The 26745-nt window shown below is 64.9% G+C and carries 24 protein-coding genes; 5 read left to right on the plus strand and 19 right to left on the minus strand.

Features of this window, described 5'->3' with window-relative positions:
• Nucleotides 1–26 precede the first annotated feature (26 nt).
• The 12 genes from CGS25_RS15420 to leuS all read right to left on the minus strand — a co-directional run bounded on the left by CGS25_RS15420 (nt 27) and on the right by leuS (nt 13265).
• Nucleotides 27–944 (minus strand): septal ring lytic transglycosylase RlpA family protein, encoded by a 918-nt coding sequence (locus tag CGS25_RS15420; RefSeq protein ID WP_101675999.1) that lies wholly within the window; start codon nt 942–944, stop codon nt 27–29.
• Nucleotides 944–2047, minus strand: a complete 1104-nt coding sequence (gene mltB, locus CGS25_RS15425; RefSeq protein ID WP_332872162.1) for a lytic murein transglycosylase B — start codon at nt 2045–2047, stop codon at nt 944–946. The genes CGS25_RS15420 and mltB overlap by 1 nt, the downstream gene beginning before the upstream one ends.
• Before the next feature lie 70 nt (nt 2048–2117).
• Entirely contained in the window at nt 2118–3257 is a 1140-nt protein-coding gene (gene rodA, locus CGS25_RS15430; protein WP_101676000.1) for a rod shape-determining protein RodA, read from the minus strand.
• 10 nt (nt 3258–3267) lie between these two features.
• A complete protein-coding gene (mrdA, locus tag CGS25_RS15435; protein WP_101676001.1) occupies nt 3268–5157 on the minus strand; it encodes a penicillin-binding protein 2 in 1890 nt (629 codons plus the stop codon).
• Nucleotides 5158–5241: 84 nt separating this feature from the next.
• Nucleotides 5242–5712, minus strand: a complete 471-nt coding sequence (gene rlmH, locus CGS25_RS15440) for a 23S rRNA (pseudouridine(1915)-N(3))-methyltransferase RlmH (protein WP_101676002.1) — start codon at nt 5710–5712, stop codon at nt 5242–5244.
• 25 nt (nt 5713–5737) lie between these two features.
• Entirely contained in the window at nt 5738–6097 is a 360-nt protein-coding gene (rsfS, locus tag CGS25_RS15445; protein WP_101676003.1) for a ribosome silencing factor, read from the minus strand.
• Entirely contained in the window at nt 6094–6777 is a 684-nt protein-coding gene (gene nadD / locus CGS25_RS15450) for a nicotinate-nucleotide adenylyltransferase (RefSeq protein WP_101676004.1), read from the minus strand. The genes rsfS and nadD overlap by 4 nt, the downstream gene beginning before the upstream one ends.
• Nucleotides 6778–6862: 85 nt before the next feature.
• Nucleotides 6863–8119 (minus strand): glutamate-5-semialdehyde dehydrogenase, encoded by a 1257-nt coding sequence (locus CGS25_RS15455; protein WP_101676005.1) that lies wholly within the window; start codon nt 8117–8119, stop codon nt 6863–6865.
• Nucleotides 8120–8267: 148 nt separating this feature from the next.
• Nucleotides 8268–9119 (minus strand): class I SAM-dependent methyltransferase, encoded by an 852-nt coding sequence (locus CGS25_RS15460; RefSeq protein WP_101676006.1) that lies wholly within the window; start codon nt 9117–9119, stop codon nt 8268–8270.
• A 140-nt stretch (nt 9120–9259) separates the two neighbouring features.
• Nucleotides 9260–10261, minus strand: a complete 1002-nt coding sequence (gene holA / locus CGS25_RS15465; RefSeq protein ID WP_101676007.1) for a DNA polymerase III subunit delta — start codon at nt 10259–10261, stop codon at nt 9260–9262.
• Nucleotides 10262–10265: 4 nt separating this feature from the next.
• Entirely contained in the window at nt 10266–10766 is a 501-nt protein-coding gene (locus tag CGS25_RS15470; protein ID WP_101676008.1) for an LPS-assembly lipoprotein LptE, read from the minus strand.
• Between the two features lie 48 nt (nt 10767–10814).
• A complete protein-coding gene (gene leuS / locus CGS25_RS15475) occupies nt 10815–13265 on the minus strand; it encodes a leucine--tRNA ligase (protein ID WP_101676009.1) in 2451 nt (816 codons plus the stop codon).
• An 83-nt stretch (nt 13266–13348) separates the two neighbouring features.
• Between leuS and CGS25_RS15480 the strand changes: the two genes are divergently transcribed.
• Nucleotides 13349–13987, plus strand: a complete 639-nt coding sequence (locus tag CGS25_RS15480; RefSeq protein WP_232802440.1) for a YdcF family protein — start codon at nt 13349–13351, stop codon at nt 13985–13987.
• 148 nt (nt 13988–14135) lie between these two features.
• Here CGS25_RS15480 and CGS25_RS15485 read toward each other — a convergent pair whose 3' ends face one another.
• From CGS25_RS15485 to CGS25_RS15515, 7 genes are all read right to left on the minus strand, one after another.
• Nucleotides 14136–15842: a SulP family inorganic anion transporter gene (locus CGS25_RS15485; protein ID WP_101676011.1), complete on the minus strand. Its 1707-nt coding sequence runs from the start codon at nt 15840–15842 to the stop codon at nt 14136–14138.
• 30 nt (nt 15843–15872) lie between these two features.
• Nucleotides 15873–17564, minus strand: coding sequence for a bifunctional protein tyrosine phosphatase family protein/NAD(P)/FAD-dependent oxidoreductase (locus CGS25_RS15490; RefSeq protein WP_101676012.1), 1692 nt, complete (start codon nt 17562–17564; stop codon nt 15873–15875).
• 37 nt (nt 17565–17601) lie between these two features.
• Nucleotides 17602–18468 carry an MBL fold metallo-hydrolase gene (locus CGS25_RS15495; protein WP_101676013.1) on the minus strand — a complete coding sequence of 289 codons (867 nt, stop codon included), beginning with the start codon at nt 18466–18468 and terminating at the stop codon, nt 17602–17604.
• Between the two features lie 170 nt (nt 18469–18638).
• Nucleotides 18639–20117: an apolipoprotein N-acyltransferase gene (lnt, locus tag CGS25_RS15500; RefSeq protein WP_101676014.1), complete on the minus strand. Its 1479-nt coding sequence runs from the start codon at nt 20115–20117 to the stop codon at nt 18639–18641.
• A gap of 101 nt (nt 20118–20218) precedes the next feature.
• Nucleotides 20219–21100 carry a ZIP family metal transporter gene (locus tag CGS25_RS15505; RefSeq protein WP_089031206.1) on the minus strand — a complete coding sequence of 294 codons (882 nt, stop codon included), beginning with the start codon at nt 21098–21100 and terminating at the stop codon, nt 20219–20221.
• Nucleotides 21097–21717 (minus strand): superoxide dismutase, encoded by a 621-nt coding sequence (locus CGS25_RS15510; RefSeq protein ID WP_089031207.1) that lies wholly within the window; start codon nt 21715–21717, stop codon nt 21097–21099. The genes CGS25_RS15505 and CGS25_RS15510 overlap by 4 nt, the downstream gene beginning before the upstream one ends.
• Nucleotides 21718–21734: 17 nt before the next feature.
• Nucleotides 21735–22172 carry a hypothetical protein gene (locus tag CGS25_RS15515; RefSeq protein WP_089031208.1) on the minus strand — a complete coding sequence of 146 codons (438 nt, stop codon included), beginning with the start codon at nt 22170–22172 and terminating at the stop codon, nt 21735–21737.
• Between the two features lie 257 nt (nt 22173–22429).
• Here CGS25_RS15515 and CGS25_RS15520 point away from each other — a divergent pair, with 257 nt between their 5' ends.
• The 4 genes from CGS25_RS15520 to CGS25_RS15535 all read left to right on the plus strand — a co-directional run bounded on the left by CGS25_RS15520 (nt 22430) and on the right by CGS25_RS15535 (nt 26441).
• Nucleotides 22430–23371 carry a LysR family transcriptional regulator gene (locus CGS25_RS15520; protein WP_101676015.1) on the plus strand — a complete coding sequence of 314 codons (942 nt, stop codon included), beginning with the start codon at nt 22430–22432 and terminating at the stop codon, nt 23369–23371.
• 135 nt (nt 23372–23506) lie between these two features.
• The gene (locus CGS25_RS15525) at nt 23507–24460 is read left to right on the plus strand and encodes a Bug family tripartite tricarboxylate transporter substrate binding protein (RefSeq protein ID WP_101676016.1); all 954 of its coding nucleotides are present in this window, start codon (nt 23507–23509) and stop codon (nt 24458–24460) included.
• A gap of 25 nt (nt 24461–24485) precedes the next feature.
• A complete protein-coding gene (locus CGS25_RS15530; RefSeq protein WP_157933848.1) occupies nt 24486–24935 on the plus strand; it encodes a tripartite tricarboxylate transporter TctB family protein in 450 nt (149 codons plus the stop codon).
• Nucleotides 24936–24944: 9 nt separating this feature from the next.
• A complete protein-coding gene (locus CGS25_RS15535; RefSeq protein ID WP_101676018.1) occupies nt 24945–26441 on the plus strand; it encodes a tripartite tricarboxylate transporter permease in 1497 nt (498 codons plus the stop codon).
• Nucleotides 26442–26745 lie beyond the last annotated feature (304 nt).

Genomic DNA, 26745 nt, shown 5'->3' on the forward strand with positions numbered 1-26745 from the left:
GATTCTGGCGATCGGGTCGCCGGCTGTCAGTTGACCGGGATGGGCCGGGCGAAACCGGCCTGGGTGAGGGCCTGGATCGCCTCTTCCCGGTCCGCGCTGTTGCTGAACGGGCCCAGCCACACTCTATAGAGCGCGCCGGCTTCCGGCTGGCGCACGGTGACCGGCAGTTTGAGCTCCTGGCGCACCCGCTGTTCCAGGCTGCGGGCGCTGTCCAGCGCGCGGAACGCGCCGGCCTGCAGGTACAGGTCGCGGGTTGGGCCATTGTTGCGGGCCGCGTCGGGCGGCGGGCTGTCCACGGCGGCGCGCACCGCCGTGGGCACCGAATCCGGCCGTTGGCCGGGGCCGGTGTCCTGCACGCTCAGGGCTTCGACCCGCACCCGGCCGGTACCATGCTGCTCAATGCCCAGGCGCACCGCCGCTGCCCAGGAGAGATCAATGATGCGGTCGGAGTGGAACGGGCCGCGATCATTGACGCGCACCACCAGGCTCTTGCCGTTGTCCAGATTGGTGACGCGCACATAGCTGGGCAGGGGCAAGGTGCGGTGGGCGGCGGTGAAGCGATACATGTCGAACGGTTCGCCGCTGGAGGTGCGGTAACCGTGGAACTTGTTGCCGTACCAGGAGGCCAGGCCCTCGGCCTGGTAGCCTTCGGCGCTGCGCAGCACCTTGTAGGTGGTGCCCCACACCGAATAGGTTTCCGGGTTGCCATAGGCACTGAGCGGTTCCATCTTGGGCACCGGCTCGGGCAGGTCGTCCACCTCGCGGCGCTCCGTGGGGGGCGCGTCGGTGCGGTGGTGGTAACGGTCGGAGCCCGGTGCGGTGCCTGTTCTCGCCGGCGTGCTCGCACCGGGGGGGGCGGTGGCGCCGCCGCTGGAAGAGGGCGCCGGCGCCGTGGCGCAGGCACCCAGAACCAGAGCCAGAGCGACAAGAATCAGCCCGCGCATCACCGTGCCACCCCCCGGGTGGCGTCAGTGGCCGGCGCCGGGGGGGGTGGTGAGGCGGCCAGGGCTTCCGCCAACCGCTTGGAGAGTTGCAATACCGCCATGGCGTACAGTTCGCTGTGGTTGTAGCGCGTGATTACGTAGAAATTATCGGTAATCAGCCAGAATTCATGGCCGTCGGTGCCGGTCAGGTCAAGCAACGCCACCGGGGTGTTTGCGGCCAGATCGAAACAGTATTGGCTGCCCAGCGTATCACTGTCGCAACTGACTGCCACTACGCCGTTTTTCCGGGCGTCGTCCAGGGTAAACGAGGGCTTGTAGCCTTTTTTTGCCAGCGCCTGATAGCCGTTGCCGTCAATGCGGGCGCGGGCCGCCACCGGCAAGCCCGGTTGCCAGCGGTGCTCGTGAAAATAATGGGCGACGCTGCCGATGGCGTCCGCCGGGCTGTTGACCAGATCAATCACGTCGTCGCCGTCGAAATCCACCGCGTAGGCCTGGTAGCTGGTGGGGATGAACTGAGGGTAGCCCATGGCGCCGGCGTAGGAGCCGGTGATTTCGCTGGCGTCGATGTGGGCCTCGCGCTCCAGTTCGAACAGCGCCATCAGCTGCTTGCGAAAGAATTCGCCGCGCGGCGGGTAGTCGAAACCCAGGGTCGCCAGGGCGTCGAGCACCCGATACTGGCCTTTATGTTGCCCGTAGAGTGTTTCCACGCCAATGATCGCCAGAATGATCTCCCGGGGCACGCCGTATTGCCGCTCGGCGCGATCCAGAGCGTCGCGGTGCTGGCGGGCAAAGGCGACGCCTTTTTGCACGCGGCTTTCCTGCAGAAAAATCTTCTGATAACGGGCCCAGTCCAGGGTGCGTTCGGCGGGGCGGGCAATGGCGGTAAGAATGGCGTCCTGGCGTTTGGCGTCGTTGAGCAGCTCGCGCAGGCGGACTTTGTCCAGGCCTTTGGCGCCGAGGCTGTCGATCATGGCGCGGGCCTGCGGGCGCTCGGCGTAATCGGCCTCCGGCGCGGCATTGGCCGTGGCGGCGCTGGCCAGGCCGGCGATCAGGCCAAGGGCGAGGCCGGCGAACCGGTGGCGCAAGGCAAAGGTCTGACGCACGTTGTTGTCTCCTTAACGGGGATAGGGCGAAGCTGCGGGGCGCGCTCACCAAACTCAGTGTGAACAGGCCCTAATGCATCAGCCGCCGATGGGTGTGTATCGACATCAGCATGCCGAAGCTGGCCATCAGCGTGACGATGGAGGTGCCACCGTAACTGACCAGCGGCAAGGGTACCCCGACCACGGGTAAGAGTCCGGACACCATGCCCACGTTCACAAAAACATAAATAAAAAATGTCATCGTCAACGCGGCGGCCAGCAACCGGGAGAACGTCTCCTGGGCCTGCCAACTGATAAAGAAGCCGCGACCCACGATCACCAGATACACGCTCATCAGCAGCAGAAAGCCGATCAGGCCGAATTCCTCGCCGAGCACGGCGAGAATAAAGTCTGTGGAGGATTCCGGCAAAAAGTCCAGCCGCGACTGGGTGCCGTCCATCCAGCCTTTGCCGGTGATGCCGCCGGAGCCGATGGCGGTTTTCGACTGGATGATGTTCCAGCCGGCGCCGCGCGGATCATGCTCCGGATTGAGGAAGGTATCCACCCGGTTGCGCTGGTAATCGTGCAACACGAAAAAATACATCAGCGGCGCGGCGATCAGCAGCACCACCACGGCCAGGGTGATCAGCCGCCAGGACAGGCCGGCCATGAACAGCACCACCAGGCCGGCGGCGGCGATCAGAATGGCGGTGCCGAGATCCGGCTGCATGGCGATCAGCACCGCCGGTACGAAAATCAGGCCGAGCGCGGCCAGCACGTCGGTCTTATTGGGGGGCAGGTCGCGTTCGTTGAAGAACCAGGCGACCATCGCCGGCACCGCCAGCTTCATGATTTCGGCGGGCTGGAAGCGGCCCACCACCGGCAGCGCCAGCCAGCGCTGGGCGCCTTTGGCCTCGACCCCGGCGATGATCACCAGAATCAGCAGCACCAGGCCGACGGCGTACACCAGCGGCGCCCAGAAGCGGTAGCTGCGCGGCGGCATCTGGGCGAGCACGAACAGCACCGTGAAGCCGACGCCGAAGCGCATCAACTGGCGAATCACCAGCTCCATGGAGGCGCCGCCGGCGCTGTAGAGCACGGTCAGGCCGCCGAGAATCACCAGCAATAAGGCCGCCAGCAGTGGCGCGTCCAGATGCAGGCGCTCGGTGAGCGGCGAGCCCAGCACCGGGCCCCGACCGGGCATTTGTCGAAAATACTCTCTGGGATTCATCGTTTCAGGCTCATTGGCTCGGCCCCACGGGCGCCGGGCCCCGCGCGAGGGGCGCGGGAACATCCAGCTTACCCTGCTCGTTCAGCAGCCAGGCGTCCATCACCTGGCGCGCCACCGGGCCGCCGGTGGAGCCGCCGTGGCGGCCATTCTCGACCAGCACCGCCACCGCGATGGCTGGCTTTTCCACCGGGGCGAAGCTGATCAGCAGGGCGTGGTCCAGCATCCGTTCGGCCAGCTCGTCTTCGTTGTAGGTTTCATCCTGGCCGATCGAGAACACCTGGGCGGTACCGCTCTTGGCGCCCATGTCGTATTGCGCGTTCTCGGCCATGGAGCGGCCGGTGCCATGGTTGCCGTAGACCACGTCGGACATGGCCCGTTCCATTCGGTGCCAGTTTTCCGGGTCTTTCAGTTTGATGTCGGGGCGCAGCGGCGGGTGGCTTTCGTCGGCGGCCAGGGTTGGCACCACCTGGCCGCCGTCGTTGGCGAGAATCGCGGTGGCGGTGGCCAGTTGCAGTGGCGTGGTCAGCACAAAGCCCTGGCCGATACTGGAATTGATGGTGTCGCCATGGAACCAGGGGCGGCCCCGGGCGGCCCGCTTCCATTCCTTGGAGGGCAGGATGCCGGTGGATTCGTTGAACAGATCAATGCCGGTGGCTTCGCCCAGGGAGAAGCCGGACAGGAAGTCATGCATGCGTGCGATGCCGAGGCGAAAGCCCAGATCATAAAAGTAGGTGTCGCAGGACTCGACGATCGCTTTGTGCAGATCGACGCGGCCATGCCCCCAGCGTTTCCAGTCGCGATAGCGATGCGAGTCGCCTTCCAGTTGATAATAGCCGGGGTCGAAAATGGTGCGCTGCCAGTCGGTGACACCCGCATCCAGCCCGGCGATGCCCAGGAACGGCTTGAAGGTGGAGCCAGGCGGGTAGCGGCCTTGCAGGGCGCGGTTGAACAGCGGGTTGTCGTGGTCTTCCCGGTAGCGGGCGTAATCCTGGTGGGAAATGCCGGTGACGAACAGATTGGGGTCGAAGCCGGGACGGCTGACAAACGCCAGTACACTGCCATCGCGGGGGTCAATGGCGACCACCGCGCCGCGCCGGTCGCCGAGAGCGTCGTAGGCGGCCTGCTGCACTTTCAGATCAATGCTCAGGCGCAGGTTTTCCCCCGGCACCGGCGGCTGCTCTTCAAGAACACGCAGGATGCGGCCGCGCGCGTTGGTTTCCACCTGACGGTAACCCACCTGGCCATGCAGGCGATGCTCGTAATAGCGCTCCACGCCACTGCGCCCATAAAAATGCGTGCCGGCGTAGTTGGACTGTTGCGCCAGGGTCATGGCATCCAGATCTTCCGCGTTGAGCCGGTTGACGTAACCCAGCACATGGGAAAACAGGTGCCCGAACGGGTAGTGGCGAATGGCGTTGGCGGACACCCGTACCCCGGGCAGACGATGCTGATTGACCGTCAGCCGGGCGATTTCCTCTTCACTCAAACGCCCGCGCAGGGGGATTGGGTCCCATGGCCGGCGCGGGCTGGTCAGGCGTTTGCGAAAGCGCTCGATGTCTTCCGGGTCAAGGCGTACCAGCTTGCCAAGGGAGTTCAGGGTGGCGTCCAGGTCGGGGAGCTGCTCGACAATCAGCTCCAGTGTGAAATCGGGCCGGTTGGCGGCCAGAATCACGCCGTTGCGATCGGTGATCAACCCGCGCGGCGGCGACATCGCCTGGGTTTGCACCCGGTTTTCATCACTGAGAGTGGTAAAGCGGCTGTGCTGCGAGATCTGCAGCCACATCATGCGCCCGGCCAGCCCGGCGGACAGCGCCATCACCAACACCGCGCTGACCAGCAGCCTGGCGCTGAAAATGCGCTGTTCGTTGTGGTGGTCCTTAAGGGTCAGCGGTCTGCGCATTAAACAAAGAGCTCGAATCCGGAGTAACGGTTAAAGGCCGGGGCGATCAGCCCGCGGGGGCGCCAGCCCGGCATCGCGCGCCGCTCAGCGATGATAGGGGTGGCCGGCGAGCAGCGTCCAGCCGCGATAAATCTGTTCGGCGAGCAGCACCCGTACCAGTGGGTGCGGCAAGGTCAGCGCCGACAACGACCAGCGTTCATGGGCCGCCGCGGACACCTTCGGGCAGAGCCCGTCCGGTCCGCCCACCAGGAGGGTCAGATCCTGGCCCAGATCACGCTGCTCGCCAAGCCGGCGGCTCAGGGCGGGTGTGTCCAGCGGTTTGCCGGTGACTTCCAGCGCCACGCAGTGGGCGCCGGGGTGCTTTTCCAGGCGCTTGCTGATCGCCTCGCCTTCGGCGCGCACCAGGGCGGCGACGTCCCCCTTGGCTCTTTTAGGCAACGGAATCTCTTCAAGTTCCAGGCGCATGTCCGCGGGCAGGCGTTTCTGATATTCACTGAAGCCCTGTTCCACCCAGGCGGGCATGCGCGTGCCGATGGCGAGCAAATGAATGCGCAACACGGTCTCCGTTCGGTGGAATGCGTCAGGCGTCCCGGGAGCTGCGGTCCGGATGGTGCTCGGGGGTTTTCCACAGGCGTTCCAGGTCGTAAAACTCGCGGGTGGCGGGCAGCATCAGGTGCACGATCACGTCGCCCAGGTCCACCAGAATCCACTCCGAGCCTTTTTCCCCCTCGGTGCCGAGCGCCGCGTAACCGGCTTTCTTGGCTTGCTCAAGCACGTTGTCGGCCATTGCCTTGACGTGCCGATTGGAGGTGCCGCTGGCGATCACCATGTCATCGGCGATGCTGGTCAGACCTCTTACATCCAGGTTCGCCACGTTGTTTGCTTTCATCTCATCCAGGGCGTTGAGCACCAGATCCAGCAGTGTTTGATCAGAACTCATGAGGCCTCGTTATCGGAGTGGGTGGCGGGAACATTATACAAGCCCTGGTGGTGGATGTGGGCCAGCACTTTCGGGTCCAGGGCACGGCAATCACCGGATTCCGCCAGGGCCTCGCGCACTTCGGTGGCGGAGACATCCAGGCAGGGACGGGTGAGCATAAGACGACGCCCCGCTGCTAACCGTAGCAGTTGCGAGGCGTTACCGCGCGGAAAGGCGCGGCTAATGGCCAGGGACGGCGCCGGCGCGCCGGGGCGTGGCACCACCGCCAGATGGCAAAGCGTGGCGAAGCGCCGCCACCCTTCCCACTGATCCAGGCCCGCCAGACTGTCGGCGCCGATCATGAACACCAGCGGCCGCCGGTCGCCAATCAGGCGCCGGAAGTGTTTCAAGGTGGTGTGGGTGAACGATGGCCCGGGCTGGCGCAGTTCCCAGTCGTCCACGGCCAGCGGCCGGTGGCCGGCGCAGGCCAGAGTGACCATCGCCAGCCTTTGCGCGCCATCGGCGCGCGGCTGCGCACGATGCGGAGGCACCGCATTGGGCAGCAGCCGCACCGGCGCGTCGCCCAGCACCGTCGACACCGCCAGCGCCGCACGCACATGGGCCCGATGAATCGGATCGAAGGTGCCGCCGAATAGAATTAAAGGCTGGACGCTGGACGCTGGACGCTGGACGCTAACCACTGCGCCTCCCTGGTTTTAGCGTCCGGCGTCCGGCGTCCGGCGTCCGGCTTTTTTGCCGAGCTCGATAGTTCAGAAAAGGCACCTGCTATTGCCGCACGTGGCCGTCGCCAAACACCACCCATTTCTGACTGGTGAGGCCTTCCAGGCCCACCGGGCCGCGGGCATGCAGTTTGTCGGTGGAGATGCCGACTTCCGCGCCGAGGCCGTATTCGAAGCCGTCGGCGAAGCGGGTCGAGGCGTTCACCATCACCGAGCTGGAATCCACTTCGGCCAGAAAGCGCCGCGCGTGGCTGTAGTTTTCGGTGATGATCGCCTCGGTGTGACGGGAGCTGTAACGGTCGATGTGGTCGATGGCCTGATCCAGATCATCGACCAGGCGAATCGCCAGAATCGGCGCCAGGTATTCCTCGGCCCAGTCCGCCTCGCTGGCCTCAACGATGTCGCCGAGCAGCGCGCGGGTGCGCTCGCAGCCACGCAGTTCGACGCCGGCATCGCGGTACAGCGCGGCCAGTTCCGGCAGCACCCGCTCGGCGATGGCGGCGTGCACCAGCAGAGTTTCGGTGGTGTTGCAGGTGCCATAGCGCTGGGTCTTGGCGCTGAAGGCGACTTTGATCGCCTTGGCGGGGTCGGCGTCCACGTCGATGTAGGTGTGGCAGTTGCCGTCCAGATGTTTGATCACCGGCACGCGGGCGTCCCGGCTGATGCGTTCGATCAGGCCCTTGCCGCCACGGGGTACGATCACGTCGACGTACTCGGGGTGGCTGATCATTTCGCCGACGGCGGCGCGGTCGGTGGTTTCCACCACTTGCACGGCGGTGTCCGGCAGGCCCGCTTCACGCAGGCCCACACGCAGGCACTCGGCGATCGCCTGGTTGGAATCAATCGCTTCGGAGCCGCCACGCAGAATCGCGGCGTTGCCGGATTTCAGGCACAAAGCGGCGGCATCGATGGTGACGTTGGGGCGCGACTCATAAATGATACCGATCACGCCCAGGGGCACGCGCATCTTGCCCACCTGAATGCCCGACGGGCGGTAATTGAGGTCGGTCATGCCGCCCACCGGGTCGGCCAGGGCGATCACCTGCTCCAGCCCCTCGACCATGCCATCGAAGCGCGCGGTGGTCAGTTCCAGCCGATCCAGCAGCGCCGCGTCCAGGCCATGGTCGCGGCCACGGGCCAGATCCCGCTGGTTGGCATCGAGAATGGCGCCACGGTGGCTGCGCAACGCGGCGGCGATGGCGGCCAGGGCGGTGTTCTTATCACCGGCGCTGGCGCGCGCCATGGCCCGCGCCGCCTGGCGCGCCTGCCGGCCCACATCGGCCATGTACTGCTGGATATCCATTGTTTCTGCTACACCCATTACCAAACCGCGAAGTGAATCGAAGGTGGCTAGTATAGCAAGCTGCAAGCCACAAGCGGCAAGGGAAGGCTCTGCCGGTTTGACGCTGGTTGCCCGCGGCTTGTCGCCCGGCACGGCCGGCCGCGCGGTTCTATCCGACTTTCGCCTCCAGCACCCTGACCATGGGCGTGCCCCGGGTGCGCGGAATCGGTAGGGCGGCGTAATAGTCCGCCGGGTCGTGCACGGTCAGGGCGTCGAAGCCCTGGGCGGTGAAGTGGGCCCGGGTTTCGGCGTCGGAGCGGAAATGGAAACTCACCTGACTGCGCGACACGGCGCCGAGCGCGCCGCCCAGGGTTTTCAGGGTGCGTTGAAAGCGCATATTGGCGTAAAGGGGGTAGTTGTCACACAGGTAAATCCCTTTGGGGAAGGCACGCAGGCCCTCGGCAAGGCGGCGCCAGAACGGCGCCAGGGTGGCCAGGCTGAAATAATTGATCAGCCCTTCCGTGATCACCACCACCGGCCGCGTCGGGTCCAGCCGCCGCAGCAGGGCGGTGACACTCTCGGCGCTGTCCGGGTCGAGAATATTGACCGCTTCCACGCGGTGATCCGGCCCCAGCGCGCCCTGGCGCGCCAGTAAGCGGCGCTTGCGCCGGGCCATGTCCGGCAGATCCGCCTCCACATAGGTGATCGCGGCGAAGCGCTCGCGGAACCGGCAGCCGCGCGGCGACAGGCCGCAGGCGATCTCCACCACCTGAAGAGCCGGATCGGCGGCGATCAGCGCTGCCAGGCGGGCGTCGATCAGATGGTGCCGCTGCAGCAGAAAAGTGCGGATGTTACCGCCCAGCAGCCGCTTGCCGAGCGCCTCGAACGGGCTCATCGCCCGATACAACAAAGCGCCCTGGCGAGTATGGAAAAATGGCTCGGACAGGCCGTGCCGCACCCACACCTGGCCGGTGTACAGGGCGGTAAAGCTGATTGATGAGGAGTCCGGGGCGCGCGCCATGGGAGGGTCCTTGAATGGATATAGGGATCAGAATACAGGATATCGGATGAAGCGGGCTTTGTGGCGATGGGTAATGAGTTAAAAGTTAAAAGTTAAAAGCGGTGCCAGTGAGCGGGTTTGTTATCGGTTGCCGCGCCGATTCACCGCTCCATGATCGCCGGCAGCGGCGCGCCGGTGAGGCGCATCACCAGGCTGGCCAGGTGCTGCCAGGGGTCGCCGGGGCTCATGCCCTTGATGGCCTGATCGCCCTGCACCGCCAGTTGCAGGGCGCGATGGATTTGCCGGGGTGGCAGGCGGTTGGCCTGGGCCTGCAAGGCGCGCAGCCGTTGCGGCGGCATGCGCGGCGGGGCGCCACCGCTGGCCAGGGCGTCCAGGGTGCGCACTTCCCGGGCCAGGGCCCAGAGCACCACGGGCGCTTCCACGCCTTCCGCGCGCAGGGTGCGCAGGATGCGCATGGCACGGGGGGCGTCACCGCCGCTGATGGCGTCGGTGAGATCGAACGGCGTATAGCGGCTGGAATCGCCCACCGCCTGCTGCACATTGACGGCGGTGACCTGGCCATCGTCGGCGATCAGCGCCAGCTTATCCACTTCCTGGGCGGCCGCCAGCAGGTTGCCTTCGCTGCGCTGAATCAGCAGCTCCAGCGCCTCCTCGCCGATGCTCAGGCCGCGGCTGGACAACCTTTCGCGCAACCAGTGTTGCAGTTGCTTGCCTTCCACTGGCCACACTTCCAGCACCGCGCCGCTGCTTTCCAGGGCCTTGACCCAGGCACTGTTCCAATCCCGGCGGCGGTCCAGCCGTGAGCAACGCACCAGCAGCAGGGTGTCCGGCGAGCCCTGGGCGAGCAGCTCGCGGATGATCTCGCTGCCGTTTTTGTCCGGGCGTTTGTCCAGCAGCACCAGTTCAAGAATACGGCGGCCGCCGAACAGGCTCATGCTCTGGGCTTCGTTGCGCAGCGCGTTCCAGTCGATGCCGGTGTCGGCGCTGAACCGGTGGCGCTCGTCGAAACCGCGCTCGCGGGCGCTGGCGCGCAGGGCGTCCAGGGCTTCGTCCTGTTGCAGCGGCTCGTCGCCGGCCACCAGGTAGGCGTTGAGCAGATCGCCTTGCAGGTGTTTGCCGAGCTGTTCGACGCGCAGGCGCATGGGACTACTCTTCTTTCGGCACGATTTTGCGGGAGGCGTCGGCGATATGGTTGATCAGCCGGTAGGTGATGTCGTCGAACAGGTCTTCTTCCACCAGGTATTCTTCGTCGGAGGTGGCGGTGACGTTGTCCGGCGAGTAAGCGAAGCTGCGGATCGCCATGATGTGCCGGGGGGGATTGAGCACCGCGTTGGTTTTGCGGTCGATCAATTGCCAGATGATCTCGTAGGTCAGCTCCCGCTCGGCGGCGCGGCCGCGTTCGTCCACGGCGGCGGTGCGCCGGTTCCAGCGCTCGTCGATGATGTTGACGATGTACGGCGACTGGCTGTGCACCAGGGTGCCGCTGGGCGCCAGGCCACGCTCCACGTTGTAACGCAGGCGCGCGCTGGCGCCCACCAGGGTGACGCTTTCAAAGCGCGGGTTTTGCGTGTCGCCGCGCAACTGCCAGCCACTGCAGGCGGCCAGTACGAGGCTCAGTGCCAGTATCAAAAGCGTGCGCGGCTTCATCTCGCTGTCCTTTTCATTGGTGCCCGGCGTTGGCGCGCCGGGCGGCCGTCAATTGGCGACAATATTGACCAGTTTACCGGGCACCACGATCACTTTGCGCACGGTTTTGCCGTCGGTGAATTTGCGCACATTGGGCTCTTCCCGGGCCAGGGTTTCCAGTTCGTCGTTGGCGGCGCCCACCGGCACTTCCAGCTTGGCGCGAACCTTGCCGTTGACCTGAATCACCAGCTCCACGGAATCCTTCACCAGAGCATGTTCGTCCACCACTGGCCAGGGTGCGTCGATCACCGCGCCGTCGTGGCCCAGGGCCGCCCAAAGAGCGTGGCTGGCGTGGGGGATGATCGGCGAAAGCAGCAAAACGGCGGCATCCAGGGCTTCCTGACGGGCGGCGCGAGCGTTGTCGTCATCACCTTGAAAGCGGCTGATTTCGTTGCTCAGTTCCATCACCGCGGCAATGGCGGTGTTGAAGGTGTAGCGGCGGCTGATGTCGTCGCCCACTTTCTGGATCGTCTCGTGGGTTTTGCGACGCAGCGCTTTGGCGTCGCGGTCCAGAGCGCTCACGTTCAGGGTCGGCACCGGGCCTGTCTCCAGGTGCTCGGCGACCAGCCGCCACAGCCGCTTGATAAACCGGTGCGCGCCTTCCACGCCGGAGTCGTTCCATTCCAGCGACTGTTCCGGCGGCGCCGCGAACATCATGAACAGGCGCACGGTGTCGGCGCCGTATTCCTCGATCATCGCTTGCGGGTCCACGGTGTTGCCCTTGGACTTGGACATCTTGGCGCCGTCCTTGAGCACCATGCCCTGGCACAGCAGACGCTTGAACGGTTCGTCGGATTCCACCAGGCCGGTGTCGCGCAGCAGCTTATGGAAAAAGCGCGAGTACAGCAGATGCAAAATGGCGTGTTCGATGCCGCCCACGTACTGGTCCACCGGCAGCCAGTAGTTGGCGCGCTCCGGGTCGAGCATGGCGGTGTCGTTGTCCGGGCAGGTGAAGCGCGCCGCGTACCAGCTCGATTCCATAAAGGTGTCGAAGGTGTCGGTTTCGCGGGTCGCCGGCTGGCCGTTGTATTCGGCTTTCGCCCACTCCGGGTCCGCTTTGATCGGCGAGGTGACGCCGTCCATTTCCACGTCTTCGGGCAGCACCACCGGCAGTTGATCCTCGGGCACCGGCACCTGGGTGCCGTCGTCCAGGGTCAGCATCGGGATCGGCGCGCCCCAGTAGCGTTGGCGGGACACGCCCCAGTCACGAAGACGATAGTTAACGGTGCGCTCGCCTTTTTTATGTTGTTCCAGCCAGGCGGCGATGGCGTCGAAGCCTTCGGCGGACGTCAGGCCGTCGAATTCACCGGAGTTCACCAATCGGCCCTTGGCGGTGAAGGCTCCCTGTTCCAGGTCGATGGGCTCGCCATTGGCGGGCTCGATCACCGGGCGGATCGGCAAATTATATTTTTGCGCGAACTCGAAATCGCGCTGATCGTGGGCCGGCACCGCCATCACCGCGCCGGAGCCGTAGTCCATCAGCACGAAGTTGGCGATCCACAGCGGCACTTCCTCGCCGCTGATCGGGTGGATCGCGTAGCGGCCGGTGAACACGCCTTTCTTCTCCATGGTGGCCAGTTCCGCTTCGGCCATCTTGGTGTGGGTGCAGTCATCGACGAAGGCGGCGATCTCTTTATTGTCGCCGGCGGCCAGTTGCGCGATCGGATGCTGCGCCGCCACCGCCACGTAGCTGACCCCCATCAGGGTGTCCGGGCGAGTGGTGTAGACGCTCAGGGTTTCGTCGCTGCCTTTAAGAACAAAGTCCAGTTGCACGCCTTCGGAGCGGCCGATCCAGTTTTTCTGCATGGTCTTGACCTGTTCCGGCCAGCCATCCAGTTGCTCCAGATCGTCGAGCAGTTCATCCGCGTAGGCGGTGATCTTGACGAACCACTGGGGGATGTCCTTGCGTTCCACCAGGGCGCCGGAGCGCCAGCCGCGGCCGTCGATCACCTGTTCGTTGGCGAGCACGGTCTGGTCCACCGGGTCCCAGTTGACCGTGGACATCTTCTTGTAGACCAGGCCCTTCTCGTACAGCTTGGTGAAGAACCACTGCTCCCAGCGGTAGTACTCTGGCGTGCAGGTGGCCAGCTCGCGGTCCCAGTCGTAGCCGAAGCCCAGGCGTTGCAACTGGCCGCGCATGTAATCGATGTTTTCGTAGGTCCAGGCGGCCGGCGCGCTCTTGTTCTTAATCGCCGCGTTCTCCGCCGGCAGGCCGAAGGCGTCCCAGCCCATCGGTTGCAGCACGTTCTTGCCCTGCATGCGCTGGTAGCGGCTGATCACATCGCCGATGGTGTAGTTGCGCACGTGGCCCATGTGCAGCCGGCCGGACGGGTAGGGGAACATGCTCAGGCAATAAAACTTTTCCTTGCCGGGATGCTCGGTGACCTTGAAGCTCTGGTGTTGGTTCCAGTAGCTCTGGGCTTCATCTTCTACCTGGTCGGGGCGATACTGTTCGTCCATCGGTTCTCTTGGTGCGGCATGATTGGAATAGGGGTGTGCTCCGCTGGAGCACATAACGGCCACATAGGATACATGAGCACGCCGTGCGCAGACAGCGGATGCGATTCGTGTTGATCACCGCGCTGGCACTGGTGCTGATTGCCGCCACGTTGCCAGCGCTGGTGCGTCAGCTCTATCCGCCGTTGCCGCCGGTGGCCGGCGGCGACGACCCGGCGGCGGTGGTGGTGCTGGGCGCCGGAAGACGCCCGGCGGGCGAGGGCTATGCGCCCAACGCCACCGGGCTGCGGCGTTTGCATCTGGGCCTGGGCGAGGCACGCCGGCGCGGCCTGCCGCTGCTGCTCAGCGGCGGCGCCAGTGGTCGCACCCCGGCCCGCCAGGCCAACAGCGAGGCCAGCCTGTTAGCCAGCGAGGCCCGGCGGCTGGCGCCGGACATCGCCCTGATGCTGGAACCGGAAAGCCGCAATACCTGGGAAAACGCCACCCTCAGCGCCGCCCTGCTGCGCGAGAAAGGCATCGACCGGGTGGTGCTGGTCACCGACCGCGCCCACATGCCGCGCGCCATGCTCTGTTTCCAGGCCCAGGGCATCCGCGTGACACCGGTGTCGGTGCCAGCGATCCCCGACCCCGCCTGGCTCCCCTCCGCCGCCGCCCTCTCGCAAGTGCCCCTGATCTGGCGCGAATGGCTGGCGCTGCTTTGGTATCATGTGAAGTATGGGGTTTGAGGGGTAAGCCTGACGCCGGACGCCGGACGCCGGACGCTAAACCCAGCGCGGACAGTAATGGTGTGTTTGCTGAGCGGCAGGAAACACACCGGTACTTTCAGGTTGCGGGTTTAGCGTCCGGCGTCTAGCGTCAGGCGTCCCGCGCCCCTCACCGCACCTCCGGGTGCGCGGGCAGCAACCCCTGGCAGGCGCTGTCGGGGTCGAGGGTGTGCAGGGCTTCGAAATGGCTGAGAAACACCTGACCGCCGAGCTGGTCGAGGAAGCTGGAGTGTGTCAGGCGGTCCATTACCGGGCCTTTTACTTCGGAAAGATGCAGGGTCAGGCCGGCGTCGTGCAGGCGTTGGTTGAGGGTTTCCAGGCTGTCCAGGGCGCTGGCGTCGATGTGGCTGATGGCCGAGCACAGCAGCACCACATGGCGCACCGTCGGGCGTTGTACCGCGATGTCGTAGATAGCGTCTTCCACCTGCCGGGCGTTGGCGAAGAACAGCGATTCGTCGACCCGCAATGACAGCACCGTGGGCGACACCACCACCCGGTGGCGCAGCACATTGCGGAAGTGTTCGGTGCCGGGCATCTGCCCCAGCTCCGCCATGTGCGGCTGGCTGGTGCGCCACAGATGCAGGGCCAGGGCGCTGGCGACGCCGGTGATCAGGCCGGCGGTGATGCCCAGCAGCAGCACCCCGGCCAGGGTCACCAGCAGGGCGAGAAAGTCGCTGCGCGAGTAGCGCCAGGTGCGCACCACGGTGCCCGGGTCGAGCAGGCCGAGCACGGCGATGATGATGGTCGCGGCCAGCGTCGCCTTGGGAAGATAATACAGCCACGGGGTCAGCCACAGCGCCACCAGCGCCAGCCCGGCGGCGGTGAACACGCCGGCCATGGGCGTGCGCGCGCCGGCGTCGTAGTTGACCACCGAGCGGGCGAAGCCACCGGTGATGGGAAAGCCGCCACTGAAGGCGGCGGCCAGATTGGCGGCGCCGAGGCCGTTCAGTTCCCGGTTGGGGTCGATGCGCTGGCGCCGTTTGGCGGCCAGGGTCTGAGCCACCGACACCGATTCCACGAAACCGACCAGGCCGATCAGCAGCGCCGGCAGCGCCAGTTGCCGCCACAGCTGAGCGTCCCAGGCGGGCAGCGTGAGCCCGGGTAAACCGCCGGGAATCTCGCCGATCACCGCCACGCCGACGCCGTCCAGGTGCCAGCCGGCCACCGCCAGGGTGCTGAGCACCACCGCCGCCAACGGCGCCAGCCGTGCCAGCGGGCCGCCCAGCCGGCGTAATGCGAGCAGGGCGCACAGCACCAGCAGGCTGAGTGCCAGGGTGGCGCTGTTAATGGCGCCGGGGTCCGCCAGCAGCGCGCGGATCAGCGCCGGCAGGGTGTCGCCCGGCGCGCTCACGCCGAGCAGATGTTTGAGCTGGCTGGCGGCGATCAGCAGCCCCGAGGCGAGGATCAGGCCGCTGATCACCGCGTGGCTGAGCAGGTTGGCCACCCAGCCCATGCGCAGCAGCCCCATCAGCAGCAAAAAAGCGCCGCTGAGCAGGGCCAGCACCAGGGCCGCTTGCAGGTATTCGGGGCTGCCCGGTGCCGCCACCTGGCTGGCGGCGGCGGCGGTCATCAGCGACACCACCGCCATCGGTCCCACCGACAGGGTGCGGCTGGAGCCGAACAGCGCGTAGACCACCAGGGGCAGCATGCTGGCGTACAGGCCGGTCTGTGGTGGCAGGCCGGCCAGCAGCGCGTAGGCGAGCGCCTGGGGGATCATCATCAAGGTGACGATCAGCGCCGCGTTCAGGTCGGCCAGGGCGTCGGCGCGGCGATAACCGCTCAGCCAGTCGCGCGCGGGTAACGGCAACTTAACCACCGGCGGTCAGGTTCGGGGCGCCCGGGGCGATCAGACGCTTTTCTTGGGTTGAGTGCCGGTCAGCCATTCGTGGCCCTTGAGCATCAGATTGAAATAAATCGGCGGCAGCGCCTGGGCTTTGAGCAGCCAGTAAAGTTTGCGTGCCTTGGTGGGGTCCAGGGGAAAGCTGGGTTGCAGCGCGCCCTGGTAGCCGAACTCGGCCATGATCACCTTGCCGCGCTCCACCGTCAGCGGGCAGGCGCCGTAACCATCGTAGCGGCCTTCCAGAGCGCGGCCGTCGAGGTGAGCAAGCAGGTTGGCCGCCACCACCGGCGCTTGTTTGCGCACCGCGGCGGCGGTTTTGGCGTTGCCGGTGCCGCTGCTGTCGCCAATACCGAACACCGTTGGGAACCGGTTGTGTTGCAGGGTTTCGGCGTGCAGGTCGAGCCAGCCGGCGCCGTTGGCCAGGGCGCTGTCGCGCACGCATTGCGGTGCGCGCTGGGGCGGCGTGACGTGCAGCAAATCGAACGCCTCGCGCCGTTCGCTCTGGTTGCCGTCGGCGTCGGTGTCGGTGAACCAGGCGGTGCGCTGGCCGGCGTCCACCGCTTTCAGGTTGCTGTTGAAATCCAGATGGGCGCGGTAGCGGCGAATGTATTCCATCAACGGCGGCACGAAGGTTTCGACGCCGAACAGCACTCCGCCGGCGTTGTGGAAGTGCACGTCGATGTGCTCGAGCACGCCCTGCTGTTCCCAGTGGTGGCACGACAGATAGAGGGCTTTTTGCGGGGCGCCGGCGCATTTGATCGGCATCGGTGGCTGGGTGAACAGGGCGCGGCCGCTTTTCAGGTTCTGCACGCATTCCCAGGTATAGGGCGCGTAATCGAACAGGTAGTTGCTGGTCACGCCGTTATGGCCAAGGCTCTCGCGCAGCCCTTCCACGCCGTCCAGATGCAGCTCCAGGCCCGGGGCCACCACCAGGGTGCGGTAGGCGATGCGTTCGCCGTCGTCCAACACCACCTGGTTCTGCTCCGGGTCGAAGCCGGCGACGGCGGCGCGGATCCACTTGCTGCCCCGGGGCATGACCCGGGCCATCGCCCGGGCGGTGTCGGCGCGCCGAAAGGCTCCGGCGCCAACCAGGGTCCAGGCCGGCTGATAGTAATGGGTGTCGCGGGGTTCGATCACCGCCACCGTCAATGAGGGGCGGCGTTTCAAGATGCTGGCGGCGGCCGCCAGGCCACCGGCGCCGCCGCCGACGATCAGCACATCCCAGGTGCGCGCCGGGCTGCGGCCGGCGCTTTCAGTGTGGCTGGCCGGCCCCTGGTGCCAGCGTTGTTGCAGGCGTTCGCTCAGCTTGCTCAGGTCGTAGCCGGCGCTTTCGGCGGTGGCGAGAACGGTCTTCGGGTCCAGCCGGCGGCTTTGTGACAACGCCCACAGGCTGCTGCTGCGGTTGCCGGTACGGCAGAAGGCCAGCACCGGGCCACGGGCATGCTGCATCAACGAACCGAAGCGCTCCACCAGATCGTCATTGAGCTGGCCGGGCACCACCGGCAGCGCATAGTAGGCCAGGCCAGCGTCGCGAGCGGCCTGTTCGAGCGCCGCGCCGGTGGGTTGATCCTCGCCTTCGTGTTCCGGACGGTTGTTGATCACGGAATGAAAACCGGCCTCGGCGAGGGTGGGCATGTCCTGCGGCTGCAACTGGCCGGCCACGGCGAGATCGGGGGTGAGGCGATGTACTTCGGCCATCGGAGGCTCCTTGTTTTGTGCGGGCTCGCTGCCCCCGTTACAGGGCATTCAGCGGAATTTTCAGGTAGTGCGTGCCGTTGACCTCCGCCGGCGGCAGGTGGCCGGCGCGCATGTTGACCTGCACCGAGGGCAGGATAAGCCGCGGCATATCCAGCGTCGCGTCACGCTGTTCGCGCATCGCCACGAACTGGTCCTCGTCGATGCCCTCGTGCACATGGATATTGGCCCGTCGCTGCTCGCCGACGGTGGTCTCCCAGCAATACTGGTCGCGCCCCTCGGGCAAATAATCGTGGCAGAGAAAGACACGGGTCTGGTCGGGCAGGGCCAGCAGTTTGCGGATCGAGCGATACAGGGTGCGCGCGTCGCCGCCGGGGAAGTCGCAGCGGGCGGTGCCATAATCCGGCATGAACAGAGTGTCGCCGACGAACAAAGCGTCGCCGATCAGATGGCTCATGCACGCGGGGGTGTGGCCGGGGGTATGAAGGGCGCGCGCCGGCAGGTCGCCGACCTGATAGTGGTCGGTGTCGTGGAACAGGTGGTCGAACTGGCTGCCATCGCGGGCGAAGTCGGTGCCGGCATTGAAGACCTTGCCAAAGGTGTCCTGCACGGTACGGATGTGATCGCCGATCGCCAGCTTGCCGCCCACCCGTTGTTGAATCCAGGGCGCGGCGGAGAGGTGATCCGCGTGCACGTGGGTTTCCAGCAGCCATTCCACGGTGAGCCGTTGCGCGCGCACGAAGTCCACCAGGCGTTGCGCGCTGCGATAGCCGGTGCGGCCACCATGGGCGTCGTAATCCAGCACCGAATCGATGATCGCGCAGCGACGGCTGGCCGGGTCGGTGACGATATAGCTGACGGTGTTGGTGGCGTCGTCGAAAAAGCTTTCGACTTGGGGGCGTGACATGTCGGCGACCTCCTGGCCTGGCAGCCTGTCGGACTTTCCGCGGTAGAACAGACCTAAGTCCGACAGGCTGCTAGCGCGCTGTCGGGGTACGGCGAATCCGTGCCCCGATGCCCTTTATAGGTATGCCAATACGAATTGTCAAATAAGTTATAAGCTTATTCTTTAATGGTCTATAGGTCGCCAATCGGATTCCTGGGTTTTTTATGCCGGCCCAGGACCACGAAGGCCAGAGCCGCAAGAAGGCTGGGCCAGACCCCGGCGATCATAAAAGGGGTGCGGCCCTGGCGGGGCTGGTATTCGCCGAGCAGCACATCGCGCTCGAACTGGGGCAGTTGTTTGACCACTTTGCCGTGGGGGTCGACCACGGCGGTGATGCCGTTGTTGGTGGCCCGCAACAGCCAGCGGCCGGTTTCCAGGGCGCGCATGCGCGCCATTTCGAAATGCTGATGGGGGCCGGCGGAGCGGCCGAACCAGGCGTCGTTGCTGATCGTCAGCAGCACGTTGGCGCTGGCGGTGCGCCGTGCCACCAGGTCCGGGTAGAGAATTTCGTAGCAGATGAACGGCGATACCTCCTGGCCGAGGGCGTGCAGATTGGGCTGATCCGGGTGGCCCGGCGTGAAGCTGGACATGGGCAGATCGAAGAACGGAATCCAGCCCCGAATCAGATCCTGCAGCGGCACGTACTCGCCAAACGGCACCAGTTTCTGCTTGTGGTAAACGCTGCTGGCGCCGTCGGCGCCGATCACCGCGATGCTGTTGTGATAGGTGGGCGGGAAGCGCTGCTGATCGCGCCACGGCAGCCCGGAGATCAGCGCGCCGCCGCGCGCCGCCAGCCGCTGGCCCTCGCCATTCACGAAGCCTTCGATGTCCTGGTAGAACTCGATCATCGCCGATTCCGGCCAGATCACCAGGGTGTCCGTTGGCAGGTTATCGGTGAGGCCGGCGTAAATGCCCTGGGTTTGCTCGCGCATGGTGGCGAGCCATTTCAAATCCTGCGGAATGTTGCCCTGTACCAGCGCCACTTTCTGTTTGCCGCCGGCCGCCTCGGTGAAGCCGGCCTGGCCGCCGGCCAGAGCCAGCATCACCAGCACCACCGATGCCACCAGCGGCGCGCTGGTGTGGCCGCGCCGGCGCAGTAACTCGACCACGGTGGCCGAGAGCACCACCGCCAGCAGGGTCACCGCCCAGACGCCGCCCAGCGGTGCCAGCCCCGCCAGCGGCGTGTCGATCAGCGCGTAGCCGCTGTACAGCCAGGGGAAGCCGGTGAACAGCCAGCCGCGCAGCCAGTCGGCGATCAGCCACAGGCCAGCGAAGCCCAGCGCGCCCAACCGCCAGCGCCGGCTCAGCCAAAAGGTGAGGCCGTAATACAGGGCGATAAAAGCGGCGAACAGGCCGGTGAACGGGATCGACATCCACAGCGGCATGGCGCCGTAGTCGGTCATCGACACGTGCAGCCAGGACACGCCAAAGCTGAACATGCCGAGGCCGTAGAGCCAGCCGTGCAGCAGCGCCCGGCGGGGCGTGGCGGCGTTCAATAGCGAGGCGTAGCCGAGCGCGATGCTGACTGGCAGCACCGGCCAGAGGCCGTAGGGCGCGAAGGCGAGCGGAAAGAGCAGGCCGGCAATCAACGGCAACAGAAGTTTCAGCATGGCAGGTGGTGGGTCCCCGGAGTCACAAGGCAAAGAACAAGGCAATGCCGATTCTGGCAATGCCTCGTTATACGCAAATTAACCGGGTTAATCCACGCTCATCAGACCAGCGCGGTGTCGAGAATAAGCATCACCGCGAAACCGGCGCACAGGGCCAGGGTGGCGGCGGTGGAATGGTCGTTGCGGTGCAGTTCGGGGACGATTTCATGGACCACCGCCACCAGCATGGCGCCGGCGGCCAGCGCCAGGCCCCAGGGCAGCAGCGAATGGGACAGCCCGGTCAGCCAGGCGGCGATTACCGCGGCCAGGGGTTCCACCACGCCGGACGCGGCGCCACACAGAAACGCCTTGCCCCGCGCCATGCCGGCGGCGGCCAGCATCATCGCCACCACCAGCCCTTCGGGAATGTCTTGCAGGGCAATGCCCAGGGCCAGGCCGGTGGGCTGATCGCCGGCCGCCGCCACGCCCACCGCCATGCCCTCGGGCACGTTGTGGGCAACGATGGCGATCACGAACAACAGCACCGGCGACAGCGCCGCCGAGCGTTGGGCGGCGGCGCTGCCCGGGCCCAGGTGACGCAGTAACACACGGTCCACGGCGAGCAGCCCGCCGCCGCCGGCGAGCAGCCCGACACTGACCAGCAGCGCCGCCGTCCAGGCGCTGTGGCCCTGCTCGCCGGCCACGTCGAGTGCCGGAATCAGCAACGAAAACGCGGTGGCGGCCAGCATCACCCCGGCGCCGAAACCGAGCAGGCAATCGGTGCTGGTGGCGGACACCCGGCGCATAAACAGCACCGGCACCGCGCCCAGCGCCGTGCCCAGCGCGCACAGCATGCCGCCGTTGAGCGCCGCGCGCTGGGCGGCCGGCCAGTGCGGTGCCATTAGCAGCAGGGCACAGAAAGCCAGCGCGACGCCGCCGCCCACGGTGATGCAGATGCGGGTGGCGCGCCGGGTGTCGGTGAGCAGCGGCAGCGGCGTGTTCATCGCGACGCTGGCAGGGCCACCTGGTAACGGCGCGCCACCTCGGGCCAGTGAATCACGTTATAGAAGGCGGCGATGTAGTCGGGCCGGCGGTTCTGATAGAGCAGATAGTAGGCGTGCTCCCAGACGTCCAGCCCGAGAATCGGCGTCAGGCCTTGCATCAGCGGACTGTCCTGATTGCCGGTGTGCTCGATCCGTAACTCACCGTGCGCATCGACGCACAGCCACGCCCAGCCACTGCCGAAACGGCTCAGGGCGGCTTGGGTGAAGGCCTTCTGAAATGCCTCGAAACCGCCCAGTTGCTGGTCGATGGCGCGGGCCAGATCGCCGTCGGGTACACCGCCTCCGGAGGGTGACATTACGGTCCAGAACAGGGAGTGGTTGGCGTGGCCGCCGCCGTGGTCGATCACCGCCGGGCGCAGGGATTCCGGCAGTTCAGCCACGCGCGCCACCAATTCCTCCACCGGCAGCCCGGCCCATTCGCTGCCCTGCAACGCGGCGTTGAGATTGTTGACGTAGGTCTGGTGGTGACGCTGGTGATGGATTTCCATGGTGCGCGCGTCCACATGGGGCTCGAGGGCGTCGTAGGCGTAGGGCAGATCCGGTAATTGGTGGGGCATTGTTTCCTCCGTGGCGGTCAGTGAATGCTTACGCCGCCGCTTTGCAGGGCGTTGCGGTGGGCGTGGTGGCCGCTCACCAGCCAGTGCAGTTGCTGCTGGTCGCGGTGGCGGCGCAAGAAGGCCAGGGCGTGGCGGTAGGTGGCGCTGCTGTGACGCAAGGCCGCGTACTGCAGCCCCGGGGGCGAGCGCTGATCGGCGGCCACCAGCACCAGATAGTCGTGCACCGAGGCCAGATAATCGGCGCTCAGCGCCGGTTGCCCGAGGCGCTCGTAAAGGGCCGCCAGATTGAAGTGCGAGGTCACCAGGGCGGCGACCGCTTCGTCCGGGTCGTGCCATTGATCGAACAGGGCGCGGGCCAGCGCCAGGGCGTTGAGGTATTGCGCCCGGGCATCGTTCAGGCGGCCGTTTTCGAACAGCCGGTTGGCCTCGCGGGTGAGGTCGCGCCAGCGCTGCATAGCGTGCTCCTTGCCGCCACCGGTGCGCGGGGCGCCGGGGCGATGTCCTGGGGAGGCTGGCTGCCGGGTAAAACGGGTAGCTGCGGAGGGAGTATTTGATAATGGTAATGATTATCATTTTTGAAATGATCGGACAAGCTTTTCCTCGCCTTGGCGACATCCGCCGGCTTTGCGGTATAGGTAATCGCGATTTATAGTGCTCTCCTATCAATAAAAAAGATGGCTGGCCGGTGCCGGCTTCGATCCGGAGGTCGTTGATGGACGTCAAACAGCTTCATTCTCTGGTGGCGGTGTTCGAGGAGGGCAGTTTCTCCGCCGCCGCCCAGCGGTTGAACATTGTTCAGCCGGCCTTGAGCCAACAGATTATCGGCCTGGAGAAAGAACTCGGGGTTCAGCTGTTTACTCGCACCAACCGGGGGGTGGCGGCGACCCGTCACGGCCAGCGGTTGCTTAACCATGCGCGGTTGATCCTGCGGCAAATGGAAATCGCCCGGAACGACTTGAAGACTTCGATGGAGTCGGAGCCGGCCGGCGAGGTGATTATCGCGCTGCCGGTTACCGTCACCGCGATTCTGGCGCCGCGTCTGCTGCTGTGGCTGGAGCGGCACTATCCGCGGATCACTTTGCAGATCGTTGAAGGGCTGAGTTCCGAAAGCGGCCATGTGGTGGAAACCGGCAAAGTGGAACTGGGGGTGATCCCCAATGCCGCCGAGCTGGAAGACGTGGAGTCGATACCGGTATTGCGGGAATATTTCTATCTGATTGGCAGCCCGGACCTGGTCGGTCCGGAGCGGGGTGAAATCAGCCTCGCGGACGCCGCCGCGCGGCCGCTGGTGCTGGGTGATCGCACCCACAATCTGCGCCGGGTGATCGATGAACACGTGGTCGAAGCGGGCGCCACCCTGAATCTGCGTTACCAGCAAAACGGGCCGAAAACCCTGGCCAGCATCGTCGATCAGGGGCTGGCTTGCATCATCACCAATTTTCCCATGCCGCTGGACAATAACCGCACCCACCCACGTGTGGCGCGGCGCATTGTCGACCCGGAGATTACGCGCCTGGTCACCGTCGCCTGGCCCCGTAAACGGCCGTTGTCGAAACCCGCCGAGCGGGTGCGCGAAGGGCTGATTCACCTGATGATCGAAGCGGCGCAGCAAGGCGAATGGAAAGCGGAAGTCATGCCCTTGGCCTCGGCATAATAAAAGATGATATCTGGTATTGCTAAATAGTATTTTTTTGTTGTCGGGCCAGGTTCTAATCTGTGCGCTCGAGTTTTTTGAGCCCTTTCCCGGTTCATACCTGACGTTATTGGCTGACCGGCCCTGGAGACAACAATGAGACTAATAAAACGAAGCGTCGCCGCGATGGCGGCGTGTTTGATGATCTGCGCGTTTACGCTGAGCCCTGCCCAAGCCGGAGAGTGGCCCGGCAAACCGATTAATCTGTACGTGGGCTTCTCCGCCGGTGGTGGCGCGGACACCCTGGCCCGGTTGTTGGCAAAGGCTCTGGAAGAGCAGTTGGGCCAGCCGGTGGTGGTGGAAAACAAAGCCGGCGGTGGCGGGGTGGTGATGGCCACCTTGTTGCAACGGGCCAAAGCGGACGGTTACACCATCGGCTTTACCTCGGACTCCACCTTCGATGCGCTGCCCGCCATCGTGCGCACAGCCTACCAATCCGATGATTTCGATTACCTGGCGACCGTTACCGAGTTGCAAAATTCCCTGGTGGCCGGTGCCAACGCACCGTTCTCCAACTGGAAAGAAATGGTCGAATACGGCCGCGCCCACAACGGCATTACCTTTGGGTCGCTGTCACCGATTACGGCTAAATTCGCGGAAAAGGTGGCGGCCCAGGAAGATCTTCGCGTACGCACGGTACCGATTCAGGGTGGCCGGCAGATTATCACCGATGTGATGGGCGGCCACATTGATGTGGGTTGGAGCGCCGGTGTGCACCAGGCCTATATCAATGGTGGCGGCGTGAAGGTGATTGCGTCCTTGAATAGTGATCGTCTCGCCACCTCGCCGGATGTGAAATCGATCACCGAGCTGGGCTATGACCAGTCGTATACCAGCTATTTTCTGGTGGCGGCGCCCAAGGGCATTCCCGAGGCGGTGCGCGAGCGCCTGATCGCGGCGGTGCAGAAGGCAGCGGCCTCGCCGGAAGTGGCGGATCTGGCCGAGAAGAAAATGAAATTTCCCAATGTGGTGCTCAAGCCCGATGAGTTGACGTCGTTCATTGTCGAGCGCAGCGCCCGCAATGAGAAAGAATTCAAAGGCGGTCAATAACAACAACGCGGACAAAGGTGGTTCCATGAATGCGCGAAAAATTGATCTTTGCGTGGGTGCCGCGACGGTGTTGGCCGGCATCCTGGCACTGGTTTATCTGATTCCCGCCTATATCGATGAAGGGTTCGGGTTTGGTTTGTCGCCCCGCGGCTTCCCCTACGTGTGCGCGGCGGCCATTACCGCCCTCGGTGCGCTGCTGGTTCTGCTGCGGTTGCGACCCGCGCCCGGCGGCGACCGGCCTTCGCCCATCGACGCACGCGCCTTGCGCCGTCTGGCCGGGGTGTTGCTGGTGTTGGTGCTGACCCTGGCGCTGATGGAGTGGGCCGGGTTTATCGTTTCCGGCGCCGTCACCGTGGCGATTCTGATGTGGCTGATGGGGGAGCGGCGTTGGCTGCCGCTGGTCGCCACCTCGCTGGGCTGGACCCTGTTTCTGTGGGTGTTGTTTGACCGCATTCTCGCCACGCCTTTGCCTTGAGGAATCTCCATGCATGAAGTTCTAGCGGGGTTGGCGGACGCCTTTACGCTCACCAATCTCATGTTCGTTGTTCTCGGTGTGCTGGTGGGCCAGCTGTTCGCGGCGGCGCCTGGCGTGGGCGCCTTGATCGCCATCACCATCGCGGTGCCCTACACGTTTTACATGAGCCCGGTGGCGGCCTTGGGCTTTTTGATTGGCATCAATAAAGGCGGCACCATTGGCGGCGCGGTATCCGCGATTCTGATGAACACGCCGGGTTCACCGGAAGCCACCGCCACCACCTTCGATGGCTATCCGATGACAAAAAAGGGGCAAGCGCGAAAAGCTCTGCGCGCCGCCCATCTGTCGTCGGTCACCGGCGACACGCTCAGTGATCTGGTGCTGTTCTTTGTCGCCGCGCCGCTGTCTCTGGTGGCCATGAGAATGGGGCCCCCGGAAATGGCCAGTGTCATTCTGGTGGCGCTGGTGATCATCGCCGGTCTGGTCGGAAATTCTATGATCAAAGGGCTGATCGCCGCGTTTTTCGGCGTGTTTCTCAGCCTGGTTGGCATGGACTCCGCCACCGCCGCGCAACGGCTGACCTTTGGCATTCCCGAACTGATGGACGGTATTTCCATCACCGCCGCTGGCATCGGCGTGTTGGCCCTGGGGGAAATTCTTCGCCAGATCGTGTATTCGCACAAAAACCTGAACGAGAAAACCGAGGTGTCGGCAACCGCCGGCGAACCGTTCCGTTTTTCCGACTATCGCGCCATCTTTCCCACCATTTTGCGTTCGACGTTTATCGGTACCATGATCGGCGCGATTCCGGGTATCGGCTCCAGCGCCGCCGGCTTTCTCGGCTACACCGCCGCCAAGCGGGCGTCGAAAACCCCCGAGCGGTTTGGGCAGGGCGAGATCCGAGGCGTGGCGGCCTCCGAAGCGGCCAACAGCTCGGTGGTTGGCGCCAACTTCATCCCCCTGCTTTCCCTGGGCATTCCCGGTAACGTGGCGGCGGCGATCATTCTGGGCGCCTTTATTATTCACGGTATCACGCCCGGGCCTCAGCTGTTCTCTGAACAGCCGAGGCTGATCTACGCTCTGTTTGGCGTGATGATCATCGGCGACATGGTGAATCTGTTCACCGGCCTGTTCACCATGCGGCTGTTCGCCGGTGTCATCCGTATTCCCCTGACCTATATCATTCCCTGCGTCGTGGTGCTGTGCATTACCGGCGTGATCGTGGCGGACAGTCTGTTCGATGCCTGGTTGCTGGTGGGCATGGCGGCGATCGGATTTTTTATGCGGATGCTGGATTTCTCGTTCGTGACTTTCATCATTGGCTTCGTGCTTGGCCCCATGTTCGAACGTGCCTTTGGTCAGGCGATGATCATGGCCGACGGTGACCCCGCCTATCTTTTACAGCGGCCTATTGCCTGCTTCTTTATCGCCCTGGCGGCGTTGTTGCTGGTGAGTTTGCTGCGTCAGCATCGTAAGTCTTCCCGGCTGGCTGCTTTGAAGCGGTAGCGGATGCGCTGAAAGTTTCTTCGAGGTGTTGTTTTTGCTGGCCGGCGCGAAAGCGCCGGCTTTTTTTGTTCTTCGCGGAATAGCGGAAATTGACTCAATGCCGATCCATTTCCCATCGCCGCTGACGCCCTGTTGGGCGTCCTACTTGATTCGTGGCGTTGCCACTCACCCTTCGGGCCGCCTTCGGCGTTCCAGCCGCAAGCGGCTGGTCTTGCTTGTTTCATGTCAGATTCTCACCCTTAGCAACGAAGCCGCTGTGGGAGATTCTATGGTCCCCGACAAGGCTCACTAGAGCCTTGCGGGG

Origin of the sequence: Alloalcanivorax mobilis (genome assembly GCF_002864685.1) — a bacterium.
GTDB classification, from domain to species: domain Bacteria; phylum Pseudomonadota; class Gammaproteobacteria; order Pseudomonadales; family Alcanivoracaceae; genus Alloalcanivorax; species Alloalcanivorax mobilis.

Excerpts from the sequence above, each read along its gene's own strand:
- CGS25_RS15420 (WP_101675999.1), bottom strand. The coding sequence starts at position 944 with ATGCGCGGGCTGATTCTTGTCGCTCTGGCTCTGGTTCTGGGTGCCTGC.
- rodA (WP_101676000.1), bottom strand. The coding sequence starts at position 3,257 with ATGAATCCCAGAGAGTATTTTCGACAAATGCCCGGTCGGGGCCCGGTG.
- mrdA (WP_101676001.1), bottom strand. The coding sequence starts at position 5,157 with ATGCGCAGACCGCTGACCCTTAAGGACCACCACAACGAACAGCGCATT.
- rsfS (WP_101676003.1), bottom strand. The coding sequence starts at position 6,097 with ATGAGTTCTGATCAAACACTGCTGGATCTGGTGCTCAACGCCCTGGAT.
- CGS25_RS15455 (WP_101676005.1), bottom strand. The coding sequence starts at position 8,119 with ATGGATATCCAGCAGTACATGGCCGATGTGGGCCGGCAGGCGCGCCAG.
- CGS25_RS15460 (WP_101676006.1), bottom strand. The coding sequence starts at position 9,119 with ATGGCGCGCGCCCCGGACTCCTCATCAATCAGCTTTACCGCCCTGTAC.
- holA (WP_101676007.1), bottom strand. The coding sequence starts at position 10,261 with ATGCGCCTGCGCGTCGAACAGCTCGGCAAACACCTGCAAGGCGATCTG.
- CGS25_RS15470 (WP_101676008.1), bottom strand. The coding sequence starts at position 10,766 with ATGAAGCCGCGCACGCTTTTGATACTGGCACTGAGCCTCGTACTGGCC.
- leuS (WP_101676009.1), bottom strand. The coding sequence starts at position 13,265 with ATGGACGAACAGTATCGCCCCGACCAGGTAGAAGATGAAGCCCAGAGC.
- CGS25_RS15490 (WP_101676012.1), bottom strand. The coding sequence starts at position 17,564 with ATGGCCGAAGTACATCGCCTCACCCCCGATCTCGCCGTGGCCGGCCAG.
- CGS25_RS15495 (WP_101676013.1), bottom strand. The coding sequence starts at position 18,468 with ATGTCACGCCCCCAAGTCGAAAGCTTTTTCGACGACGCCACCAACACC.
- lnt (WP_101676014.1), bottom strand. The coding sequence starts at position 20,117 with ATGCTGAAACTTCTGTTGCCGTTGATTGCCGGCCTGCTCTTTCCGCTC.
- CGS25_RS15505 (WP_089031206.1), bottom strand. The coding sequence starts at position 21,100 with ATGAACACGCCGCTGCCGCTGCTCACCGACACCCGGCGCGCCACCCGC.
- CGS25_RS15510 (WP_089031207.1), bottom strand. The coding sequence starts at position 21,717 with ATGCCCCACCAATTACCGGATCTGCCCTACGCCTACGACGCCCTCGAG.
- CGS25_RS15515 (WP_089031208.1), bottom strand. The coding sequence starts at position 22,172 with ATGCAGCGCTGGCGCGACCTCACCCGCGAGGCCAACCGGCTGTTCGAA.
- CGS25_RS15520 (WP_101676015.1), top strand. The coding sequence starts at position 22,430 with ATGGACGTCAAACAGCTTCATTCTCTGGTGGCGGTGTTCGAGGAGGGC.
- CGS25_RS15525 (WP_101676016.1), top strand. The coding sequence starts at position 23,507 with ATGAGACTAATAAAACGAAGCGTCGCCGCGATGGCGGCGTGTTTGATG.
- CGS25_RS15530 (WP_157933848.1), top strand. The coding sequence starts at position 24,486 with ATGAATGCGCGAAAAATTGATCTTTGCGTGGGTGCCGCGACGGTGTTG.
- CGS25_RS15535 (WP_101676018.1), top strand. The coding sequence starts at position 24,945 with ATGCATGAAGTTCTAGCGGGGTTGGCGGACGCCTTTACGCTCACCAAT.